Genomic DNA, 19,856 nt, shown 5'->3' with positions numbered 1-19,856 from the left:
ACGTAGAGGTCCGCGCGATGCTCACATCTTCCCCATCATTCGCCGGCTATGGTCTCGGTCTGCGAAAGGAACACTATCGGGACTTCCTCGAAACGGCCGTGCCGGTCGACTTCGTCGAAGTGATCTCCGAGAACTTCATGGTCGATGGCGGGCAACCGCGTCATATCCTGCGCCAGGTACGGCAGCGTTATCCCGTGGCACTGCACGGCGTATCGATGTCGATCGGTTCGGCCGACGGGCTCGACGCTGCGTATCTTCGTCGCCTCAAGGCGCTCGTCGACGAGATCGAGCCGCTGTTTGTGTCGGACCACCTGAGCTGGTCGCGCATTGGCGGGTTCAACTCGCACGATCTGTTACCGATCCCCTACACGCAAGAAGCGCTCGATATCGTTTGCAGAAACGTCGATACCGCACAGAGCGCGCTGGGTCGCACGATGTTGTTCGAAAACCCGTCGAGCTATCTCGCGTTCAACGACTCATCGATGAGCGAATGGGAGTTTCTCTCATCGCTGTGCCGTCGCACGGGATGCGATCTGCTGCTCGATATCAACAACATCTATGTCACGGCGGTCAATCACGGGCTTGACGCACAGGCCTATCTCGATGGCATTCCGATGGAACGCGTTCGTCAGATTCACCTTGCCGGACACACGCGTGGTCCGGAGTTGTTGATCGATACACACGATCAGCCTGTTTGCCCGGACGTCTGGACGCTTTATGCGGATGCCCGGCGCCGTCTCGGCCCTGTTGCCACCATGATTGAACGCGATGACGATATTCCGCCGCTCGACGTCCTGCTCGACGAACTCTCGATTGCCCGCAACCTCGCGTCGGTCAACACCGGCGCTGCCCACAAGGAGGCCGCATGACACTCGCCGAACTGCAACAGGACTTTCGTGTGTGGCTTACCGGCCATGCAAGCGACGTCGACGGTAGCTCTGGGGGTGACGCGCCAGGCGATGCCAACGTTGAAGCAACATGGAATGCCATGGCGCAAAGAATGCGCACGCGTTCGGCGTCGGGCTTCCCTGTCTATCAAAACAACTACCGCACGCAGCTTGTCATCTGCCTTGAAATTACTTTTCCGCAAGTGCACGCATGGCTCGGCGACGACAACTTCCTGCACGCTGCCGTTTCGCATATCGATCGTCATCCGCCTTGCGCGTGGACGCTCGATGCCTATCCTGAACACTTCGGCGAGACACTGAAGGCAGTCTATCCCGACAACCCTGATCTGCACGAACTTGCCTGGATCGAACTCGCGCTGTCGGATGCGTTTGTCGCGGTTGACGCCACGCCGATTGCGCTTGATGCCTTGCCGTCGATTGACTGGGATACCGCTCGACTGGGTTTTGTGCCGTCGTTGCGCCGCCGCGTTGCGACAACCAATGCATACGAAGTCTGGCACGCGCTCGCACATGACCAAACTCCGCCCGAGGCTTTCATGCTCGAACAAACCGGGGGTCTGGTCGTCTGGCGCGACGGGTTTACTTCACGCTTGCAGCAGATCGACGGGCTCGAGTTCGATGCGATCCAGCAGGTCGAAGCGCACGGAGATTTCGAATCACTGTGTGAATGGCTTGTAGCGCGACTCGGTGAGGAAGCCGGGCTTCAGCGCGCCGGTGCTTTGCTTGCCGCGTGGATCGGCAATGGGATGGTCGTGCAAGTCGAGGGCTAAACCCTATTTAAGGCATGACACAAAAAAAGCCGTCGGCAGCATGTGCTGCATGACGGCTTTTTCGTCTTTCTGGATAGCGTGCATTTCTGCGTCGGAAGCATTTCTTCATCAAGCACGTTTCCGTGCCCAAAGGCTTGCTGCGTCTGAGGGATCGCTGCGTCGAAACGCAAAACGCTCGAAACCCGTGTGAGGTTTCGAGCGTTTTGCGTCACGCGCGGACTGCCCTGATGACAGCCCTGATACATCAACGACCGCGATATTGAGCACGCAGTTGCTGGAATTCACCGCTACGGCGCGAGGCGACGAGCTCTTGATACACCTCACGGCGCGTCTTGGATGCCATGTCATCCATCGGTGCCGAGGAAACCGACAACGAAAGTGCTGCCGGCGCCGAGCCGACGTTCGACACTTCAGCTGCGTGAGTCAGACCTGCTGCCGAACCGAGAGCAAGGGCGAGAACGAAAAGACGTGCCTTCATGATGATTCTCCACGCGCCACATATCAGGGCGCCGCAATGTTTAAGTCAGTGAGTCATGCTGCATCGCTTGCGGCCTGAACCGCTTGCGGTGTGGAGTCATTAGACGCCCCGGACGTATCGCTCATGTTTCGAGCCGCGGCGCGATTGAATCGTTGTGTGTCCGTATGTAGTCGTGGGGTCAGAAGCCATGCTACGTGCCCCTTTCAGCCCTGTGCCCTGTGCCCTGGTCCTACGCCTTGCACTAGCACTAGCCCTGTGTCCTAGTCCTAGTCCTGTGCCCTAGCCGTCGAGCGCCAAACCTGAGTCCTGATCGCATGACCAGGGTGTACCGGGCCGAACTATTCCTGCCAGGAATGGCTGTCATTCGCGGATGCCGTCTACTGCACACGGCCGCAATCGAGCAAAGTTCGCTCCAACGCAAGACGCGTTTCCCACTCAAGTCTTCCAAGGAGCATTGAAATGAGCAAGCCCGTCGTTCTGATTACCGGCGCACTGACCGGCATTGGTCGTGCAACCGCCATCGCTTTTGCCAACGAAGGCAACCGTATCGTCGTAAGCGGTCGTCACGACGATAAAGGCCAGGCACTGGCCGCTGAACTGCAAGGGCTCGGCGCCGAGGCGGAATTCGTGCGCGCCGATGTGCGTCATGAGGCTGACGTTCGGAGCCTTGTGGAAAAGACCGTCGAGCGTTTCGGTCGTCTCGATGTGGCCGTCAACAATGCGGGCACGGAAGGCGCACTGGGTCCGATCGTCGATCAATCGACGGAGAACTACGAAGCCATCTTCTCGGTGAACGTCCTCGGTACCCTGCTCTCGGTCAAGCACGAGTTGCGCGCGATGCAAGCACAAGGATCCGGATCGATCATCAATCTGTCGTCGATTGCGGGCCAGGTCGGCATTGGTGGCGCATCGGTCTACGCGGCCAGCAAGCACGCCGTAGAAGGCATCACGAAGAGCGCAGCGCTGGAAGGCGCCGCATCCGGCGTGCGCGTGAATGCGGTCGCACCGGGGCCGGTCGAAACACAGATGTTTGATCGCTTTGTCGGCAACAGCGACGAAATCCGCGCAGGCTTTCTGTCGATGGTGCCCGCCAAGCGTGCCGCTACACCTGAAGAGATCGCTCAGACCATCGTGTTCCTTGCCAGTGACAAGTCGCGCTACCTGACGGGCCAGCGCATCGCGGTCGACGGAGCCTATACCGCGCAATAAGCGACGAAATAAGCCACGCAATAAGCAGCTCAATCAGCAAAGCAGTCAGCACTTTATGGCTCCCGCGCGTCGCCTGGCTGGCGGCGCGCGGGCGCAACACGCAACGTTTGGACGTTAGTCGCGGATGTTGTCGAGCGGGCCGCTTCTGTCTCGTTCATAGATCGCGAGATCGTTGCCATGGCCCACGAGCGTCAAATTGACGCCCCTGGCCGTACGCGTGACGCGCGACCGCGTGCCGTCGTCCCATTCAATCTCTCCTGCGCGTGTGTAGTGCCCCGCATGATTGTTCCTGGAGCGGTCCCTGTCATAAACCTGAGCGCGTCCGTTGCCTTCGACAACAAGCGTGTAGTCGTCGTGGTGAACGTGCTTGTTCCCGCCCTTGTAGTGCCCAATCAGCCACTCCGGAGCGCGAGCGTCGTGGAGCTCGTTGGCGTGCCCGTTCGACATCGCACACACCGACAAAAGAAAGCCACATCCCACAGCGCGAATCATTTTGTTCATTGGGCATATTCCTGGAAGTACGGTCCGATACAGCGATGGCGAAGTTTAGCCACAGCCCCCTCATCAAGACCTCACACTTAAACCCTCCTAACACTCCTTACTGTCGCTTAATAAATCCTCTCGAAATCGCCGGTGTCGGAGAGATCGGCGATGCGAAGAAGATGAATCATTACCTCACTAATCGAACGCGCGAATCGCCGGGGAATTCAGGCGCGATTCGATGCCGGCCATAGTATTTTTCTCAGGCGCGCTCAGCAGACACACGTTCAAGGGCACAGGCATTTGCGGCCTGCCCGCGTTCGGGCGCACCACGGGCGAGGTCGCGATGAATCGAACGATGGTCATGCTGTTTATGGGTCTGATTTGCAGCGTAGCAAGCGCTCAAAAGCCCGCTGTCTATCCTGCAAAGGGTCAATCTGCTCAGCAGCAACAGGCCGATGACGGCGCATGCTATTCGTGGGCCAAACAAAACACAGGTATTGACCCCGCTGTCGTGGCCCAGACGCCGCCGCCGGCCACCGGGCCCACGGGTGCGCGCGTCGGTGGTGCGGCACGAGGCGCGGCAGCCGGTGCTGCGATTGGCGGTGTCGCCAATGGCGATGCGGGGCACGGCGCAGCAGTCGGCGCGACGGCCGGCGCGCTCGCCGGCGGCGTGAGATCGCGTCGCGAACACGCGGCAGAGAATCAGGCGGCCCAATCGAATCAACAGGCCCAGATGCAGACGTACTGGCGATCGTACGGCGCATGCATGCAAGGTCGCGGGTACACCGTGCAATAGCGATACCGAGACAAACACACATACCTAAACCAGGCCAATTCAGGGAGAGCCACGATGCAATCGCATGTTCAATCGAAGTTTCATCGCAAGCTATTTGCCGCTGCCTCCCTCGCGTTGGCCCTCTCGCCTATCGCGCACGCTGCAGACGCCGCCGCCGCAACAGATACGTCGCACGCGGTGCAAACCGGTGTGGTCGCACACGTGGTGACGAAGATTGTCGGAATCGACCCCGATTCGAACAGCATCCTGATCAAGGGGCCGAGAGGCAATGAAGTTCCGGTCGATGTCGACCCCGCTGTCGGCAATGTCAGCGATCTGAAAATCGGCGACACGATCACGATTGACTACGAGAACGCGCTGCTGATTCACGCGGACAAAGTCACGGGATCGGGTATCCGCGAAAAGATCGAGACGGACTCGACGACGCCGGTGTCCGGCGGCGCGTCGACATCGGTACGTTCGGTTCAGATCGTTGCAACCGTCGAGAAGATCGATCGCAAGGCGCGACTCGTCACGCTGCGTGGCCCGGAACGCACCGTGGTCGTCGAAGCCTCACCGGATATTCCGCTACAAAATCTCAAGGTCGGCGATAGCGTCAAGGCCGATTTCAAGTCTGCCGCAGCCGTGCAGATCTCACGCAACGGCGCGCCGCTCAAATAGACCTGCGTGGCAGTTTGAAGAATATTTCATGAACGCCATCGCACGCGACGGGTAAACCCTTTCGCGATGCAGACCACTTGCACCGTCGACTCAAGTGAACGCGTTTACGGGCGATGCACTGCGACCGTAAACGCGTTCGCGCGCACGCTTCCTGCGTAAAACACCTAGGGCACGAACCTTGACAAAGGCTATGCGCGCGCCCTACCTTAAGCGCTCAAATACGCCGTCATCCGGGCACGCTGCTGCGTGCCCCGGTGCAAAGCGATCTGCCGCGCTCAGTCTCTTCTTTCGTCTGTCGAGCGCCGTTTTGCACTCTTCTGTCAGGCACGGCGACTCATAACAAATGCGCCGATGCCAGCCGCCGTGATCGATCCGACCTGATCGATGTCGTGGTGCGCCTGGCGCGTCGTGTGGCACGTGCAGCACACCACCACAACCGAAGGAGACGACATGGCAGATCATCAGGATGACGCGCCCGGCAACCCGCAACGCATGCGTCGCGCGCTGTTGCAATCAGCAGGGCTCGCAGGCGCAATGGCAATGCTCGGCGGCGTCAGCACCCCGGCACTCGCCGCAGAGGGCGGATTCCCGAATCACAAGCGCTGGAAGATCGTGTTCGTCAATCACGTGACGACCAACCCGTTCTTTGTGCCGACGCAGTACGGCATTCAGGACGCGACAGGCCTGCTTGGCATGGACTACCAATGGAGCGGGTCGGCCAATGCCGACGTCGGCGAAATGGTCAACGCCATGAATTCCGCCATTGCAGCCAAGGCGGACGCCATCGCTGTGCCGATCGTCGATCCGAAAGCGTTCGACAAGCCGATCAAGGCCGCCATGGATGCGGGTATCCCCGTGTTCTCGTACAACGCGGATGCTCCTGCTGGCAGCAGCAATTCGCGTCTGGCTTATATCGGGCAGGATTTGTATCTGTCGGGCTATCAGATGGGCGAGCGCATCGCTCAAGTCGTCGACAGCGGCCTCGTCGCGCTGTTCATTGCGACGCCAGGCCAGCTCAATATCCAGCCGCGGCTCGATGGCGCGATGGACGCGATCAAGAAATCAGGCAAGAAGATCGACGCGCAGATGATCGCGACCGGCGCAACGGTCAACGAAGAGCTGTCGAAGATCAAGGCCTTTTATCTCGGCCACCAGGACCTCAAGGGCATGTACGCGGTCGACGCGGGCAGCACGCAGGGCGTCGCGCAGGTCATGAAGGAAAACAACCTGCCGTCCAAGGGCGTGCATGGCGGCGGCTTCGATCTGTTACCGACGACGGTCCAGTTGATTCACGACGGGTTCCTCGACTTTACGATCGACCAGCAGCCTTATGTTCAGGGCTTCTATACGGTTGTCGAAGCCTTCGTGTTCCTTGCATCGGGCGGCCTGGTTGGTCCGGGCAATATCAACACGGGTCTCAAGTTCGTCACGAAGGACAGCGTCAACCCGTATCTGACGACTGAAACGCGTTACGAAGGCAAGAGCACGAAACCTCAGATCGTGCCGCATTCGGGAGCCTATTAAACGGGCCTGCCTTGATCGAACCCGATCCGCCGCTGCCGCATCGCCTGATGCGTCATGCGGCGGTGAGTCATTCTCTGAATTCTGCTCATGGCCGAAACGAAGCAAAACGGCGCCAAGCCGCCGCGATTCGGGCCCCGCGCCCTCAGACGTTCCAGCGAGCTCAGCATTCTGCTCGTGCTGGTGATCCTCTCCGCGTATTTCGAATTTGCGAATCGCGACTTCCTGCTCACGAGCGCGAGTCTGCAGAATCTGTCGCAATTCATTGCACCCGCTGCCATCATCGCGTGCGGCGAGATCATGCTGATGATCGGCGGCGAAATCGATCTCTCGGCCGGCATGGTGTTCGCGCTCGCACCGTTCGTCATGCACTTTGCCCACGAGGCGGGCATGCCGATGGGCATTGCATTGATTTGCGGCTTGCTGGCCTCCGCCGTGGTCGGCCTGGTCAATGGCATTGTCACTGTCGTGTTGCGCATACCGTCATTTGTGACGACGCTCGGCACACTCTTCTTTGTCAACGGATTCACGTTGACGATCTCGCACGGTACGCCGGTGCCGACGCCCGGCGAGGAAGGCTTTGCGGCGTTCTTTGGCGCGTGGGGCTATAGCGAGATCCTGTGGGCGTTCGCCGTGGTGATCCTGATGCATATCGTGCTGCGGCACACGCGCTGGGGTCTGCACACCATCGCGGCCGGCGCCAACCCGCTCGGTGCGAGCGAGGCCGGTATTCATGTGAATCGGCTCAAGATCGGTAACTTCATCATCGTCGCCGTGTTCTCGGGGCTCACCGGCACGCTCGAGGCGTTCCGGATCACGTCGATCGATCCTCAGGCCGGTGGCAACCAGATCATGTTCCTTGCGGTCGCAGCGGCGGTGATCGGCGGCACGCCGCTTGCGGGCGGTTCAGGCACGATCATCGGCGGGCTGATCGGCGCGGCCGTGCTCGGCGTGCTCAGCGATGGCTTCACGCTGATCGGCATCAACGCGTTCACGTTCAACATGATTCTTGGCGCGGCGATCCTGCTCGCCATGATCTTCAATATCCATATCGTGCGCCTCGGGCGCCGCGGAGGTTCACGATGAGCGCCGCTCCGGAAGCACTGCGCGCGCAGAACATCGTCAAGCGGTTCGGCGCCGTCACCGCCCTCGACGGGGTATCGCTGCATCTGCGCCAGGGCGAGATTCTCGGCATCCTCGGCGACAACGGCGCGGGGAAGTCGACGCTGATGAAGATCCTCACGGGTTTTCAGCAACAGACCTCGGGGACATTGTTTATCGATGGCCAGGAGATCTTGCTGCGTTCCGTCGATCACGCGCGGTCGCTCGGCATCGAGTGCGTTTATCAGGACCTTGCACTCGCGAACTCGCTGAGCATTTACCACAACATGTTCCTGAACCGGGAGATCGTTTATCCCGGGCCGATCCGCCTGCTCAACAACCGCGCGATGCGCGCGCGGGCGTCCGAGCTGCTCGACGAGATCGGCGTGCATGTCCCGTCAGTCGATCTTGCGGTCGAAGCACTCTCGGGTGGCCAGCGCCAGGCCATCGCCGTCGCACGGGCTGTCAACTCAAACGCGCGGATCCTGTTGCTCGACGAACCGCTCGCCGCCATGGGAGCTCGCGAAGCGGGGCTCATCATCGATCTGATCTTGCGCCTGAAGGAAAAAGGCAATCTGTCGATCGCGATGATCATGCACAACTACGCGCAAACGCTCGACATCGCCGACCGCGTCATGCTGATGCAACGCGGCCGTGTGACCTACGAACAAGCCGCCGCAAGCACCTCGGTTGCCGAACTCATGGACATCGTCCGCCGCGAATACCGGGCCCTGCGAAGCGGCGACTCGGCGTAATCGCCATGGACGGGAGCTGCTCGATTTTTGCAAGTCAGCCTGACGCGCTCTTGGTATTTTTATACACACGGCCAATCCGGCGGTGAGGGAGAACGTTTATGTCTGATGCCGAGATCGACCAACACCAAGGCGCACTTCTCGAGGGCTCACGACTCGGACCGCGAATCGTCAACGCGCATTTCAGTGATGAAAGTCGTGAGTTGACCATCAAGTTTGACAACGAGTCGAGCGTGGTGCTGTCCGCCTCGGACGTCCAGGACCTCGGGGGCACCGGCGGAGTGCCCGATGTCAGGGCGCTTTCGAAGCACGAAATCACGGGAGATGGCTACTATCTCTACTTTCCGTTGCCCGACATCGCGGTCTACGGACCGGAACTTCACGGACGAACCGCCGCAGGGTGAGATGGCTGTGAACGCCCGCGAGGCAATTCCACAACTCCTGCGGCCTCCGAGATCCAAGCGCCCGTCCACGCAAGTCGCCTGAACCGCACCAACACCCCCGCCTTTCGATGTCATTACAACGAGGCGTGAGGCGGCTTGCCCGCTTCGCCTCCGGGCGCTTCCCTATTCAAGAATCGTGCTTGATTGCCGTTAAGCAGCTCACCTGAGCATCTCTTAAACGGTATCCCAACGGCTTGTCCTTCCGGTCAGTCAAGCAACGGTTTCATGCACTACACACAGCACCTCTCGAACACGACCGGATCGCGCGCGCGTCGCGCAACTTCGCGGAGCACAGCGCGATGAACGCGCTCGACGCCCGTTACGCCGGGAAGGCGGGGCAAGTGCTCCGGCGCCTGCTCGAAGCGTATGTACTGTTTCCCGTATTCGCCGTCCTGCTGCTGATTTCGGCATGGACCTCGGTCATCCATCTCGTCAGCGTCGAAGGGGCGGCCGCCGAAGCCGCCGCCGCGGAATCGAGCCGTGAGCTCGCCGATACCTACGAAGCGCAACTCGTACGCAACCTCGCTTCGATCGACCAGACACTCAAGACCGTCAAATATGCGTATGAAATGACGGGAAACGACGCGATCGAGCGCCTTCGCGACAAGGGGCTCCTGCCCTCGCAGATGGTCTTTGAGATCGCGATCGCAAGCGGCGACGGCACGCTCGTCGCGACCACGCAATCGCATGCGCACGGCAATATCGCCGATCGCCCTTATTTCGTCGCCCAACGCCGACGCGCTGCCGATAGCCCGCTGCCCTATGTCAGCGAAGTCACGCGCAATCCCGTCAGCGGCGCCTCGTCGATCACGTTCAGCCGGCGCCTGCGTGACTCTGAAGGCGGATTCGCCGGCATCGTGCTCGTCTCGGTCGATCCGGCCTACTTCACGAGCGGCTACGACTTTTCTCGCATGGGCAAGCACGGCCTGCTTGCGATGATCGGAACCGACGGCGTAGTGCGTGCCGCGCAGATGGGTTCGCATGCCACATGGGGCGCTCATATTCCGATCGCGCTCACGAGCGAATCGCTGAACGACACCTCGGATGTCGCCACCATTCACGCGTGGGACGACGGGGTTGCCCGCTACACCAACGTCCGCGCCCTGCACGGCTTTCCGCTTGTGGCTGTACTCGGCCTCTCTCAGGATGAACAGCTGGTGCAGTTCCACGAGCACAAGCGCACCTATATCTGGGAAACGGCCGTTGGCAGCGTCCTGCTGATCGCACTGATGCTGGTGCTCAGCCGCACGAGCTGGCAGCTCGCACTGAGTCGGCAACGCGCACGTCAGGCACGCCAGACTTACTATGCGGCGTCGGAAGGCAGTATCGACGCGTTCTTTACGCTGCGCAGCGAACGCGGCGCCGATGGCGAAATCAATCGCTTTATCGTGCGCGACACCAACCGTCGCGGTGTCGAAATCTCGGGCTTTCCCAAATCGGCGCTCGTCGGCATGACGCTCGACGACGCGTTCCCGAATTCGAAAGACAACGGGATGTTCGACGAATTTGTGCGTGTCGCGGATACGGGCAACGTGCAGGAGCGCGAGTGGGTTCACCAGCGCGGCGACGGTTCAAGGCTCTGGCTGTATCGGCAGGTCGTTCGCGTCGAGGATGGCGTGGTCGCGATCATGCGCGACATCAGTGCGCGCAAGGGCGCCGAAATGCGCCGGCAGGAACAGAACCGCGTGCTCGAAATGATCGCCACCGCGACGCCGCTGACCGAAGTGCTCGACTACCTCATGCGTGTGCTCGAGACGCAGATCACCGGCGTCTCATGCGCGACCCTGATGCGCAGCGAAGACGGCCAGACGCTGCGCGTAGCGGCCGCGCCGAGCCTGCCGGATGCGTACTGGCAAGCCGTGTTCGGCACGCGGATCGGCGCTGACGCGGGTCCGAGCGGGCGGGCGATCCATACGCTTGCCCCGGTCATCGTGGCCGATGCGTCGCAGGAAGAGCGCGTGCGCGCCGAAATGATCCGCGTGCATGTGGGCGACTGCGCCGCGTGCTGGGCAATGCCGATCATCGCGCCGTCGGGCGATGCGCTGGCCTCGCTGACCATGTATGTGCGCGACGTGCGCGCGCCGACGCCCGCGGAGGTCGACGCGATCGCCATGGCCACGCGCATCGCGGGCATCGCGATCGAACGCAGCCTCGCCGAGGAGCGGATCCGGCACATGGCGAGCCACGACGTGCTGACCGGTCTGCCGAACCGGACTCAGCTTGCCGTGCGGCTCAATCAGGCGCTGCGCCAGCGCGACTCACGTCGTCGCCATGTCAGCGTGGTGTTTATCGATCTCGACAACTTCAAGCTGATCAACGACAGCCTTGGCCACCACGCGGGGGACGATCTGCTCAAGATCGTCGCGGAGCGCATGACGGCGTGTGTGCGCCGCACCGATACGGTGGTTCGTCTGGGTGGCGATGAATTCGTCGTGATGCTGTTTGGCGACGCGCGCGATATGGCGGCCGTCACGACCACGATCGAGACTATCCGCGACGCGATTCTCGAACCGGTTCAGCTCGCCGGACAGACTTACCAGATCACGTGCAGCATGGGCGTGGCGACCTACCCGGACGGCGGCGCCGACGCGGAGACGCTGCTCAAGAACGCCGACGTCGCGATGTATCGCGCCAAGGCGCTCGGCCGCAATAACTATCAGCACTACACGGCCGAGATGAGCGCGCACACGCTGCATCGGCTTCAGATTCAGGAGCAACTGCGTCAGGCGATCGCCAACGGAGAGTTCCGGCTCGTGTATCAGCCTCAGGTCGATCTTGAGACCCAGACGATCAGCGGCGCCGAAGCGCTGATTCGCTGGGAGCATCCGACGATGGGCCTGGTGTCACCAGCCGAGTTCATTCCGCTCGCGGAGGAAACCGGATTGATCATTCCGATCGGCGACTGGGTGCTCCACGAAGCCTGCAAGCAGAACAAGGCCTGGCAGGCGGCCGGATTGCCCGCGCTGACTGTGTCGGTCAACGTGTCGGCGCGACAGTTCCTGCACCCTGAATGGGTCGCGCGCGTGGCGCACGCGCTCGAGGAAAGCGGTCTCGACGCCGAGCATCTCGAGCTCGAGCTGACCGAGAGCCTGATCATGCAGGATCTCGACGCGGCCATCGCGACCATGATCGAAGTCCAGCAGATGGGCGTGCGGCTATCGATCGACGACTTCGGCACGGGCTATTCGAACCTGAGCGCGCTCAAGCACTTTCCGATCGTGCGTCTCAAGATCGATCAGTCGTTTGTGCGCGGCCTGCCGCATGGTGAAGACGACCGGGCGATCGTCACAGGCATCATCTCGCTCGCGCGTCAGCTCAATCTCGATGTCATTGCGGAAGGTGTCGAGACGGTCGAGCAGCTCGACTTCCTGCTCGAGAACGACTGCCACGACATTCAGGGCTATCTGTTCAGCCGGCCCCTGCCCCCGGTGCAGGTTGAAGGCCTGCTGCGCGAACGGCTCACGTGGTCGCGCGCGGTCGTCGCGGGCGACTCGAGTCGCGTCGTGGTCTGACCGGCTCAGACGAGCGAGGTCAGCACCGACAGCCACATCGCCGTGACGCCGCAGAGGAACGCGCGGCGCGCGACGCGAATCTTCGACTCGTCGTCGGCACGTTCCATGGGTGTCGTCGCAAACCACGGCACCGAGCCCAGGCAGATAAAACCGCCCATCGCGAGCAGCACGACGACGTAGTCGCGCACACCCCACGTGCCTGATTCATGGATACCCCAGTAGCCCAGGAACACCATGCCGATCGAAAACACGGTCGAGGCCGCCGAACTCAGTGCGACCACGGATCCCGTCGGAGACTGCATGGCTGACCTCCCTTGTGTGCGGTGTCGCGGCGGATGCATGCAGAGTAGTGCACGCCGCATGCGGATGCAGGACGAATGCTGACCGAATGCGGCCCTGGCACGAAAGGCGGCGCGGGGACTCGCGTGGCGCGTGCTTGCCCGGTGAGTGGCGTGCGGGAAGTCGATCCGGCGATCACAAATCGATTCGTGGCACCGTGAACGATCCCTCGAGCGATTTCAGCTCGGCGCGATGCAGCGCCGCGAGCCGCGCGAGCAGCCGCTCGCCGGTCTTTTCGAGGTGGACTTCGACCTGGCGGCGATCAGACTCGCTGGCCTGCCGCCGCACCAGCCCGGCGGACTCGCAACGCGTAACGAGCGCGACGACGCCGTGGTGCTGGGCCTGCAGGCGCTCGGCCAGTTCCCCGATGGTCGCCCAGTCGCGGCCCGGGAAGCCCTTGATATGCAACAGCAGCAGATACTGGAGCGGCGTAATGCCCTCCGCCTGCGCGGCATGTTCGGAAAAGCGTTCAAACCGACGCATCTGATAACGAAATGCCGACAATTGTTCGAAGTCGGTCTTGTTCAGCGCACGCGGGGCTTCTTTCATCGAGGGATCGCTAACGTCGGACGGCACACGCCGGGTCCCGCGAAGATAGCGCAAACCGCGAAGAAAGCAAAAATGCCCGACCCGAATCTCAGGTCGTCGCGCGCGCCGAGGCTCGCAGCTTCGTGTTGCCGCTGAAGGCGATGACGTTGCCGAGCAGGATCAGCACGATCCCCGCAGCGGCCAGCGCCGTCCATCGATATCCCTCGAAAATCGTCGACACGGTCAGCGCGACGATCGGAAACAGCACCGTGCAATAGGCGGCGCGCTCGGGACCGATCCGTCCCACGAGCATCAGATACGCCGTGAATCCGATCACCGAGCCTGGCACGGCCAGATACAGCAGTGCACCGACGTAGCGAACGCTCGGCTCAGGCACGAACGACAGGCCGGCGACCGCACTCCCCACGGCGAGGATGGCCGCGCCGATCAGCATCGCCCAGCTGTTGGTCAGCAAGGGATGAAGCCCGATCGCCTGCATGCGGCTCGAGAGCAGGCTGCCTGTCGAGAAGCACAGCGTGCCGAGCAACGCGACGGCGAGACCGAACATCGACCCGCCCTGCCCGGGCATCGCGCGCGTCAGTTCGGGCAAGAACAGGCAGAAGATGCCGGCCAGGCCGACAAACGAGCCGAGCACGACCGACGGCTGCAGGCGTCGACCGAGAAACAGCTTGCCGTTGACCGAATTCAGGATCGGCGCGATCGAGAAGATCACTGCAACCATACCGCTTGGCACGGTGCGCTCAGCGTAGTAGAAGCAAAGGAAGTTGCAGCAAAACAGCGCGAGACCCTGCGCGAACAGATAGGGCCACGCGGCGCGCGGCGGCCAGACCCGGCGGCGCATGACGAGCAGAGTCGCGAACAGAACAATCGAGGCCAGACCGAAGCGATAGGCAATCGAGACAGGCGGCGGCACGACACCCAGCTGCCACTTGATCGCAAGCCACGTCGTCCCCCAGATCAGCACTGTCACGCCGTAAAGCAATGCGTTCATCGTAAAAGCTCTAAAGCAATAAAAATGGCCGGATCCCGTACCCGGCTTTCGACTTCACTATGCCGAACGTCCTCGAACCGTAGTTGTTGAATCTTGCGCTTTTCGCACAGGAATTTCCGGGACGACGACAAGCCCATACCGGTCGAGAGGTTGAGCTGTCGGGGCAAAGTTGTCCGATCTTGCGGTTATTTGCGCCGTGCGGACCCCATACCGCGGCGCCCGGACATGCCCTTGTTTACGCGGCGATATAATCGGTCGCATCACACTCGTCTTTTCCCGCATACCGCTTTGACCAGCGCTACTGCCTCCCGCATCGTCAGTGTCGAGGACACACCCCAGGGCATCCGGTCCGTCTACGACACGCTCAAGACGGCTCACGCACGGCTCGAACGCTTTGCGTGGCTCGGGGACGAACTCGCGATTGCGATCTGGCAGCGTGACGGCGGACCGGAAATGACCTCATATCTCGAACCCGGGCATCACACGCTGTCGTGTTATCTCGATGGCGGCTATCGGACGGAACGCGAGACGATGCCGGGCATTTACGGCGCGCCGAGCCGGCTGTGCGCGCTGCCCGGCGAACACGAGTCGCGCTGGTGGGTGCCCGCACCGATGCGCTTCATGCACATCTATTTCCTGCCCGGCCATTTCACGCGGCGCGCTGTCGTCGAGCTGGATCGCGAACCGCGCGAACTGACGCTTGCCGATCGAACCTATTTTGAAGACCCGCAGATGGCGGCGCTCTGCCTGGATCTGGCCCAACGGGACTGGGAAGACGCGGATGCGCGGCTCTACGCGAACGAGACCGTGCACGAGCTGCTGAACCGGCTGTTACATACGCAGTCCGCACGCGCCCCGTCGAACCCGCGCGGCGGGCTGTCACCATCGGCTCGCCGTACGCTGCGGGACTATATCGACGCGCATCTCGATTCGGCGATCACGCTGGGTGAACTCGCGCGAGTCGCGAATCTGTCGGAGTTTCATCTCGCCCGGATGTTCACGCTGTCATTCGGTATGTCGCCGCATGCGTGGATCACGGAGCGGCGCGTCGATCGCGCGCGGCATCTGCTGCGCACGACGGACCTGCCGCTCGATCAGATCGCGAGTCAGTGCGGCTACGCCGACCCCAGCCATTTGAGCCACCGGTTCCGAGGCGTGCTCAATGTGTCGCCGGGACGGTATCGGAAGGTGCTGGGGCCGGACAACCCGGCTCGTTAAGCGTCCGCGGCAACGCCATTATTGCCCGCCGCAGGCACATGCGCGTCGCGCTCGCGCCCGGGGAGCAGCTGGCATACGAGCAGGCCGGCCAGCATCAGCGCACAACCGAGAATCGCGCGCAGCGAAAGGGTCTCGCCAAGCACGAGCCATCCGGCGATCGCGGCAAATAACCCTTCCATGCTGAAAATCACGGCCGCGTGAGCCGGCGATGCGCGTTTTTGCGCGACCACCTGAATCGTGTAGGCAATACCGACCGACAATCCGCCGCCATACAGAATCGCGGGCAGTGCCGCACGCACGGAAGCCAATCCCATCGGCTCGGAAAATGCCGCGACGACCATGCTGATCAGACCCGTCGCAACGAATTGCACAAGCGACAGGGATAACGGATCGTGCTCGCGCGCATAACGGCCGACCAGCAGAACCTGCACGGAAATCACGATAGCGCAGACAAGCTGATACCAGTCGCCGAGCAGAATCGTGAAATGTTCGTCGACGCTCAGAAAATACATGCCGACAACCGCCAGAATGGCGCCGACCCACGTTCCTGTTGCCGTCTTATGACGAGCGAACAAGCCCATCATCGGCACGATAATCACGTAGAGCGAAGTAATAAAACCGGCGTTTGCCACCTTCGTGTATTGCAATCCGATCTGCTGCGCGGAAATGGCAATTGCGGTGACGAGACCCAGCACGCCCCCGGCGCGAAGCAACGCCACATCCGTGGGTATCGTACGCAGTGCCTTGCGTTGCGATGGAATCAACAGGCAGAACGCAAGCACGACGCCCGCACCGAGCAGAAAGCGCAAACCGGTGTAGTAGAACGGCCCGATGTCCTGCGCGCTCAGGCGCTGGGCGACGAACGCCGAGCCCCAGATCACTGCGGCAAGCAACATCATCAAATCAACGAGAATCGGGCGGCGGGTCAAGGCGACATTCCTGTGAAGAGCGGGGACAACGTCCAGTCCGGCGGACGAACGTCAAAAAAACCAGGCCGCGACAAGCGCGGCCGGACAGCGATGATACCAGCTTGTCTTACGAGTCCCTGTCGGCCTCGTTCATATATTCATTATTTCTGGCTCGCATCGGTTCGCTTCCCCCACCGCCTGCCGCCGGGATGAACGGCGTATGAGCGCCTGATCCCGGAATCCCGTCTCGCCAGTGCAATTCGATCGAATGAATATCCCGGATCGAATTCGCGATTTTTGTGCAAAGCGCACGAATCGAATCATTGTGATGCGTGTGCAACGGACATTACATCGTCGAAATGGGTGAATTGAATATCTTTACCGCACCCTTTTCCTATCGGATAATCCGATCGATTCATTCCCAATACGGCACGATTTTTGCAATTAAGCACTCCCCTCAGAAATATTTTTCCCCGCCACTCTCAAGTGTTTTTGAAAATCGGCCGTAATACCCTATGTGCGGGTTTCCGTCGCGATGAGAAACCCCTGAGTCGAAAGGGTAATTAGGTTCGTAATGAAGGTGCGAATCTTTTTTTCGATTCGAATTGACAAAAATTAAAAACGCGCAAAAACAAGGCTGGGCGCGCATGTTTGGGCAGTTTAGGATGGCGGTCTTCAAGCGACTCGGTCGCCGACCGCAGAACGGACGCAGATATGGAATCGAACAGCGATTTACTGCCGGCCATCGAGATCGAGACCGGCGACAAGCCCGATTGCGCAGTCATCTGGCTTCACGGACTCGGCGCGGACGGCAGCGATTTTGTTCCGGTCGTGCCGGAGCTTGGTCTCCCCGCCTCACTCGCCGTGCGTTTTGTGTTTCCCCACGCACCGTCGATCCCCATCACATGGAACAACGGCTATGTGATGCCGGGCTGGTACGACATCTACTCGCTCGACGAAGGTCGACGGCACGCCGATGAAGACGGCATCCGCCAGACGCGCGACGCCGTGCGTTCGCTGATCGAGCGTGAAAATGCGCGCGGCATTCCCACTGAGCGCATCGTGCTCGCGGGATTTTCGCAAGGCGGCGCCATCGCCTATATCGCCGGCCTCACGCATCCCGACCGGCTCGCCGGCATCATCGCGCTGTCGACGTATATCGCTGCGCCGGCCATGCTCGAAGCCGAGCGCACGCCGGCGAACGCGACGACGCCGGTGTTCGCCGCGCATGGTGTCGAAGATGAAGTCGTCCCTCCCACCCTGGGCACCGCGGCGCGCGACATGGTCGCCGCGTTCGGCAACCCCGTCGAATGGCACGCGTACCGCATGCCGCATTCAGTCTGCCTCGAGCAAATCCAGCAGATCGGCACCTGGCTGACCGCACGGTTCGCCGATTGACACGATGAACGCGTGTGCCACGGACCGGCGCTGCCCGCTCGCGCAATCGTTTAACCCCGTTTCGCACCGTCGGCGCGGTGTGAAAGCGTTTTCTTGCGCCCTGGAATCCCGCTGCTGATGAGTACGACTGTCACTTCCATCGGTCAGCCACTCGGGCTGCCGGACCTAGAACCCGCGCTGCTGTTCTTCGTATTCGCGGCGGCCGCGGTTCACGTTTGTCAGCGGCTCGTCGAACAGGCTGCCGTTGTGATCGGCGCCGACGCTCGCCGCGCGAGCTTTGCGCGCACGGCGCTGTGCGTCGGGTCGATCGTGTGGGCACTCGATGCCGCGGGCCTGTTCATGTACCCCGACGTCGTGATCGGCGACGCGAAACTCGCGCCGGCGATCCTCGCTCTGATCGTGATGGTCGTGACCGGCCGATGGACGATTCCGCCGCTCACCAACACACGCTCGAATCTGCGCGTCGTCGTGGCTGCAATCGGACTTGCGCTTGGCATGCTCGCCGGCAACGCGCTGATGCTGTCTGCATTTGGTGGCATCACGCTGATCATGAGCTGGCAGGCGGGCGCCGGAGCGCTGGTGCTCGCCACCGTGATGGCGGCCGGGCTCGCGCTGCGTCACCGCTCGGCGCGGCTGCGCACCGATCCGAAGGCTTACCTGCCCTTCTCGTGGCAAGAGAAGGTGCTCGGGGGCCTGACCGTGGTGCCGCTGCACGTCTGCCTCGCCAATATGTTTGCGCTCGAGCCGGCGACACCGGCGCATGGCGGCGGCCTCAAGCTGATGCTCGCGCTCGTGTTGTTCGGTATCGTCGGCACGGCGTACCAGGTTCGCAGCCTGCGCACCGACGCACGGCAAGAGCGCTCGATGAACCTCGCGCTGATGCTGCAGAACTCGGCGCACGCGCGCTTGCGCGAAGACGGCGGTCAGCGGCTCGCGTTGATTGCCGAGCGACTGCCGGCGCTGCTCGCGCCGTCGCGCATGGCGCTGCATTTTCAGCCGATCGTGGCCGCGGATGACGTCGGGGGTCCGGCGCGCCTCGAGGCGCTCTTGCGCGTGCACGACCCCGATCTGGGCTACGTCGATCCTGAACTGTTCTTTCTCGCCTGCGAACGGCTGGGCTACACGAGCATGGCCGACCGACTCGTGATCCGCTACGCGCTGGACCTCTCGGAAACCTGGCGTCAGCCGGAGTTCGAGTGTGAAGGCATTTCGGTGAATATCACGCCCAACACGCCGTTCGACGACGACTTCGTCGAGTGGCTGCACCGGCAACTCGCCGAGACACGGTGCCCGCCGGGCTGGCTCAAGCTCGAATTGACCGAGCACGCGATGATCAACAATGCGGAGCGGCTGGCCAACGTGATCCGTGAGCTCGCCGCGCTCGGCGTCGGCGTCGTGATGGACGACTTTGGCGCGGGCTACTCGTCACTCGCCATGCTCGGCGATCTGCCGATCGAAGGGATCAAATGCGATCGCAGCTTTGTGAGCGCGCTCGAACATGACCGTCGCCGTCAGGCGCTGCTGCGTCATATCTGCGCGATGGCGCGCGAACTGAGCCTCAAGGTCACCATTGAAGGCATTGAAGCGGAGAGTGCGTTGAAGATCGTGCGCCGGCTCGGCGCACAGGATGTGCAGGGTTATCACATTGCGCGACCGATGCCCGCGGGCGACGTCGCGCAGTGGTTGCTGGCGCGCCAGAGTGAGCGCTACGTGCAGGCGCCAGCGCGCACACCGTTCAACGCGTCCTGATCTCGGGCGCGTCGCAGCGACTTGACCGGCGCATCAGCGTTCACAGCAAAAGTGACCCGGAGACCCCGCCT

At 61.7% G+C, this 19,856-nt stretch carries 19 protein-coding genes; 13 read left to right on the top strand and 6 right to left on the bottom strand.

Annotated features, from left to right (window positions below; all coding sequences use genetic code 11):
* Positions 1–17: 17 nt before the first annotated feature.
* Both ACMFWR_RS19025 and ACMFWR_RS19020 read left to right on the top strand, forming a co-directional pair.
* Complete coding sequence (locus ACMFWR_RS19025) at positions 18–869, top strand: DUF692 domain-containing protein (protein ID WP_413196251.1); 852 nt, start codon at positions 18–20, stop codon at positions 867–869.
* Positions 866–1,678, top strand: coding sequence for a putative DNA-binding domain-containing protein (locus ACMFWR_RS19020; RefSeq protein ID WP_413196250.1), 813 nt, complete (start codon positions 866–868; stop codon positions 1,676–1,678). The genes ACMFWR_RS19025 and ACMFWR_RS19020 overlap by 4 nt, the downstream gene beginning before the upstream one ends.
* A gap of 244 nt (positions 1,679–1,922) precedes the next feature.
* Here the strand turns inward: ACMFWR_RS19020 and ACMFWR_RS19015 are convergent, their stop codons facing one another.
* The gene (locus tag ACMFWR_RS19015) at positions 1,923–2,156 is read right to left on the bottom strand and encodes a hypothetical protein (RefSeq protein ID WP_413196249.1); all 234 of its coding nucleotides are present in this window, start codon (positions 2,154–2,156) and stop codon (positions 1,923–1,925) included.
* Positions 2,157–2,615: 459 nt separating this feature from the next.
* Here ACMFWR_RS19015 and ACMFWR_RS19010 point away from each other — a divergent pair, with 459 nt between their 5' ends.
* A complete protein-coding gene (locus ACMFWR_RS19010) occupies positions 2,616–3,365 on the top strand; it encodes an SDR family NAD(P)-dependent oxidoreductase (protein ID WP_413196248.1) in 750 nt (249 codons plus the stop codon).
* A gap of 114 nt (positions 3,366–3,479) precedes the next feature.
* Here ACMFWR_RS19010 and ACMFWR_RS19005 read toward each other — a convergent pair whose 3' ends face one another.
* Complete coding sequence (locus ACMFWR_RS19005) at positions 3,480–3,866, bottom strand: hypothetical protein (RefSeq protein ID WP_413196247.1); 387 nt, start codon at positions 3,864–3,866, stop codon at positions 3,480–3,482.
* 337 nt (positions 3,867–4,203) lie between these two features.
* Here ACMFWR_RS19005 and ACMFWR_RS19000 point away from each other — a divergent pair, with 337 nt between their 5' ends.
* From ACMFWR_RS19000 to ACMFWR_RS18970, 7 genes are all read left to right on the top strand, one after another.
* Entirely contained in the window at positions 4,204–4,644 is a 441-nt protein-coding gene (locus ACMFWR_RS19000; protein ID WP_413197284.1) for a glycine zipper domain-containing protein, read from the top strand.
* Positions 4,645–4,698: 54 nt separating this feature from the next.
* The gene (locus ACMFWR_RS18995; protein ID WP_413196246.1) at positions 4,699–5,304 is read left to right on the top strand and encodes a hypothetical protein; all 606 of its coding nucleotides are present in this window, start codon (positions 4,699–4,701) and stop codon (positions 5,302–5,304) included.
* A gap of 450 nt (positions 5,305–5,754) precedes the next feature.
* Positions 5,755–6,828, top strand: coding sequence for a sugar ABC transporter substrate-binding protein (locus ACMFWR_RS18990; protein ID WP_413196245.1), 1,074 nt, complete (start codon positions 5,755–5,757; stop codon positions 6,826–6,828).
* 87 nt (positions 6,829–6,915) lie between these two features.
* Positions 6,916–7,911 (top strand): ABC transporter permease, encoded by a 996-nt coding sequence (locus tag ACMFWR_RS18985; protein WP_413196244.1) that lies wholly within the window; start codon positions 6,916–6,918, stop codon positions 7,909–7,911.
* A complete protein-coding gene (locus tag ACMFWR_RS18980) occupies positions 7,908–8,681 on the top strand; it encodes an ATP-binding cassette domain-containing protein (protein WP_413196243.1) in 774 nt (257 codons plus the stop codon). The genes ACMFWR_RS18985 and ACMFWR_RS18980 overlap by 4 nt, the downstream gene beginning before the upstream one ends.
* A gap of 98 nt (positions 8,682–8,779) precedes the next feature.
* Positions 8,780–9,082: a hypothetical protein gene (locus tag ACMFWR_RS18975; protein WP_413196242.1), complete on the top strand. Its 303-nt coding sequence runs from the start codon at positions 8,780–8,782 to the stop codon at positions 9,080–9,082.
* 338 nt (positions 9,083–9,420) lie between these two features.
* The gene (locus ACMFWR_RS18970) at positions 9,421–12,633 is read left to right on the top strand and encodes an EAL domain-containing protein (RefSeq protein WP_413196241.1); all 3,213 of its coding nucleotides are present in this window, start codon (positions 9,421–9,423) and stop codon (positions 12,631–12,633) included.
* A 5-nt stretch (positions 12,634–12,638) separates the two neighbouring features.
* Here ACMFWR_RS18970 and ACMFWR_RS18965 read toward each other — a convergent pair whose 3' ends face one another.
* From ACMFWR_RS18965 to ACMFWR_RS18955, 3 genes are all read right to left on the bottom strand, one after another.
* Positions 12,639–12,935 carry a hypothetical protein gene (locus ACMFWR_RS18965; RefSeq protein ID WP_413196240.1) on the bottom strand — a complete coding sequence of 99 codons (297 nt, stop codon included), beginning with the start codon at positions 12,933–12,935 and terminating at the stop codon, positions 12,639–12,641.
* A gap of 172 nt (positions 12,936–13,107) precedes the next feature.
* The gene (locus tag ACMFWR_RS18960; protein WP_413197283.1) at positions 13,108–13,521 is read right to left on the bottom strand and encodes a MarR family winged helix-turn-helix transcriptional regulator; all 414 of its coding nucleotides are present in this window, start codon (positions 13,519–13,521) and stop codon (positions 13,108–13,110) included.
* A gap of 88 nt (positions 13,522–13,609) precedes the next feature.
* Positions 13,610–14,512, bottom strand: a complete 903-nt coding sequence (locus ACMFWR_RS18955; RefSeq protein WP_413196239.1) for a DMT family transporter — start codon at positions 14,510–14,512, stop codon at positions 13,610–13,612.
* 288 nt (positions 14,513–14,800) lie between these two features.
* On the opposite strand from ACMFWR_RS18955, the gene ACMFWR_RS18950 reads away from it, so the two are divergent.
* A complete protein-coding gene (locus ACMFWR_RS18950; protein ID WP_413196238.1) occupies positions 14,801–15,730 on the top strand; it encodes a helix-turn-helix domain-containing protein in 930 nt (309 codons plus the stop codon).
* Here ACMFWR_RS18950 and ACMFWR_RS18945 read toward each other — a convergent pair.
* Positions 15,727–16,629, bottom strand: coding sequence for a DMT family transporter (locus ACMFWR_RS18945; RefSeq protein ID WP_413197282.1), 903 nt, complete (start codon positions 16,627–16,629; stop codon positions 15,727–15,729). The two genes, ACMFWR_RS18950 and ACMFWR_RS18945, sit on opposite strands and share 4 nt — an antisense overlap.
* Positions 16,630–17,352: 723 nt before the next feature.
* Between ACMFWR_RS18945 and ACMFWR_RS18940 the strand changes: the two genes are divergently transcribed.
* Both ACMFWR_RS18940 and ACMFWR_RS18935 read left to right on the top strand, forming a co-directional pair.
* The gene (locus ACMFWR_RS18940) at positions 17,353–18,036 is read left to right on the top strand and encodes an alpha/beta hydrolase (protein WP_413196237.1); all 684 of its coding nucleotides are present in this window, start codon (positions 17,353–17,355) and stop codon (positions 18,034–18,036) included.
* A gap of 117 nt (positions 18,037–18,153) precedes the next feature.
* The gene (locus tag ACMFWR_RS18935) at positions 18,154–19,785 is read left to right on the top strand and encodes an EAL domain-containing protein (protein WP_413196236.1); all 1,632 of its coding nucleotides are present in this window, start codon (positions 18,154–18,156) and stop codon (positions 19,783–19,785) included.
* Positions 19,786–19,856 lie beyond the last annotated feature (71 nt).

Origin of the sequence: Pararobbsia alpina (genome assembly GCF_965118125.1) — a bacterium.
In the GTDB taxonomy this organism is placed as follows: Bacteria; Pseudomonadota; Gammaproteobacteria; order Burkholderiales; family Burkholderiaceae; genus Pararobbsia; species Pararobbsia alpina_A.
The sequence above is the reverse complement of the archived record's forward strand: the minus strand, read 5'-3'. Positions and strand labels throughout refer to the sequence as shown.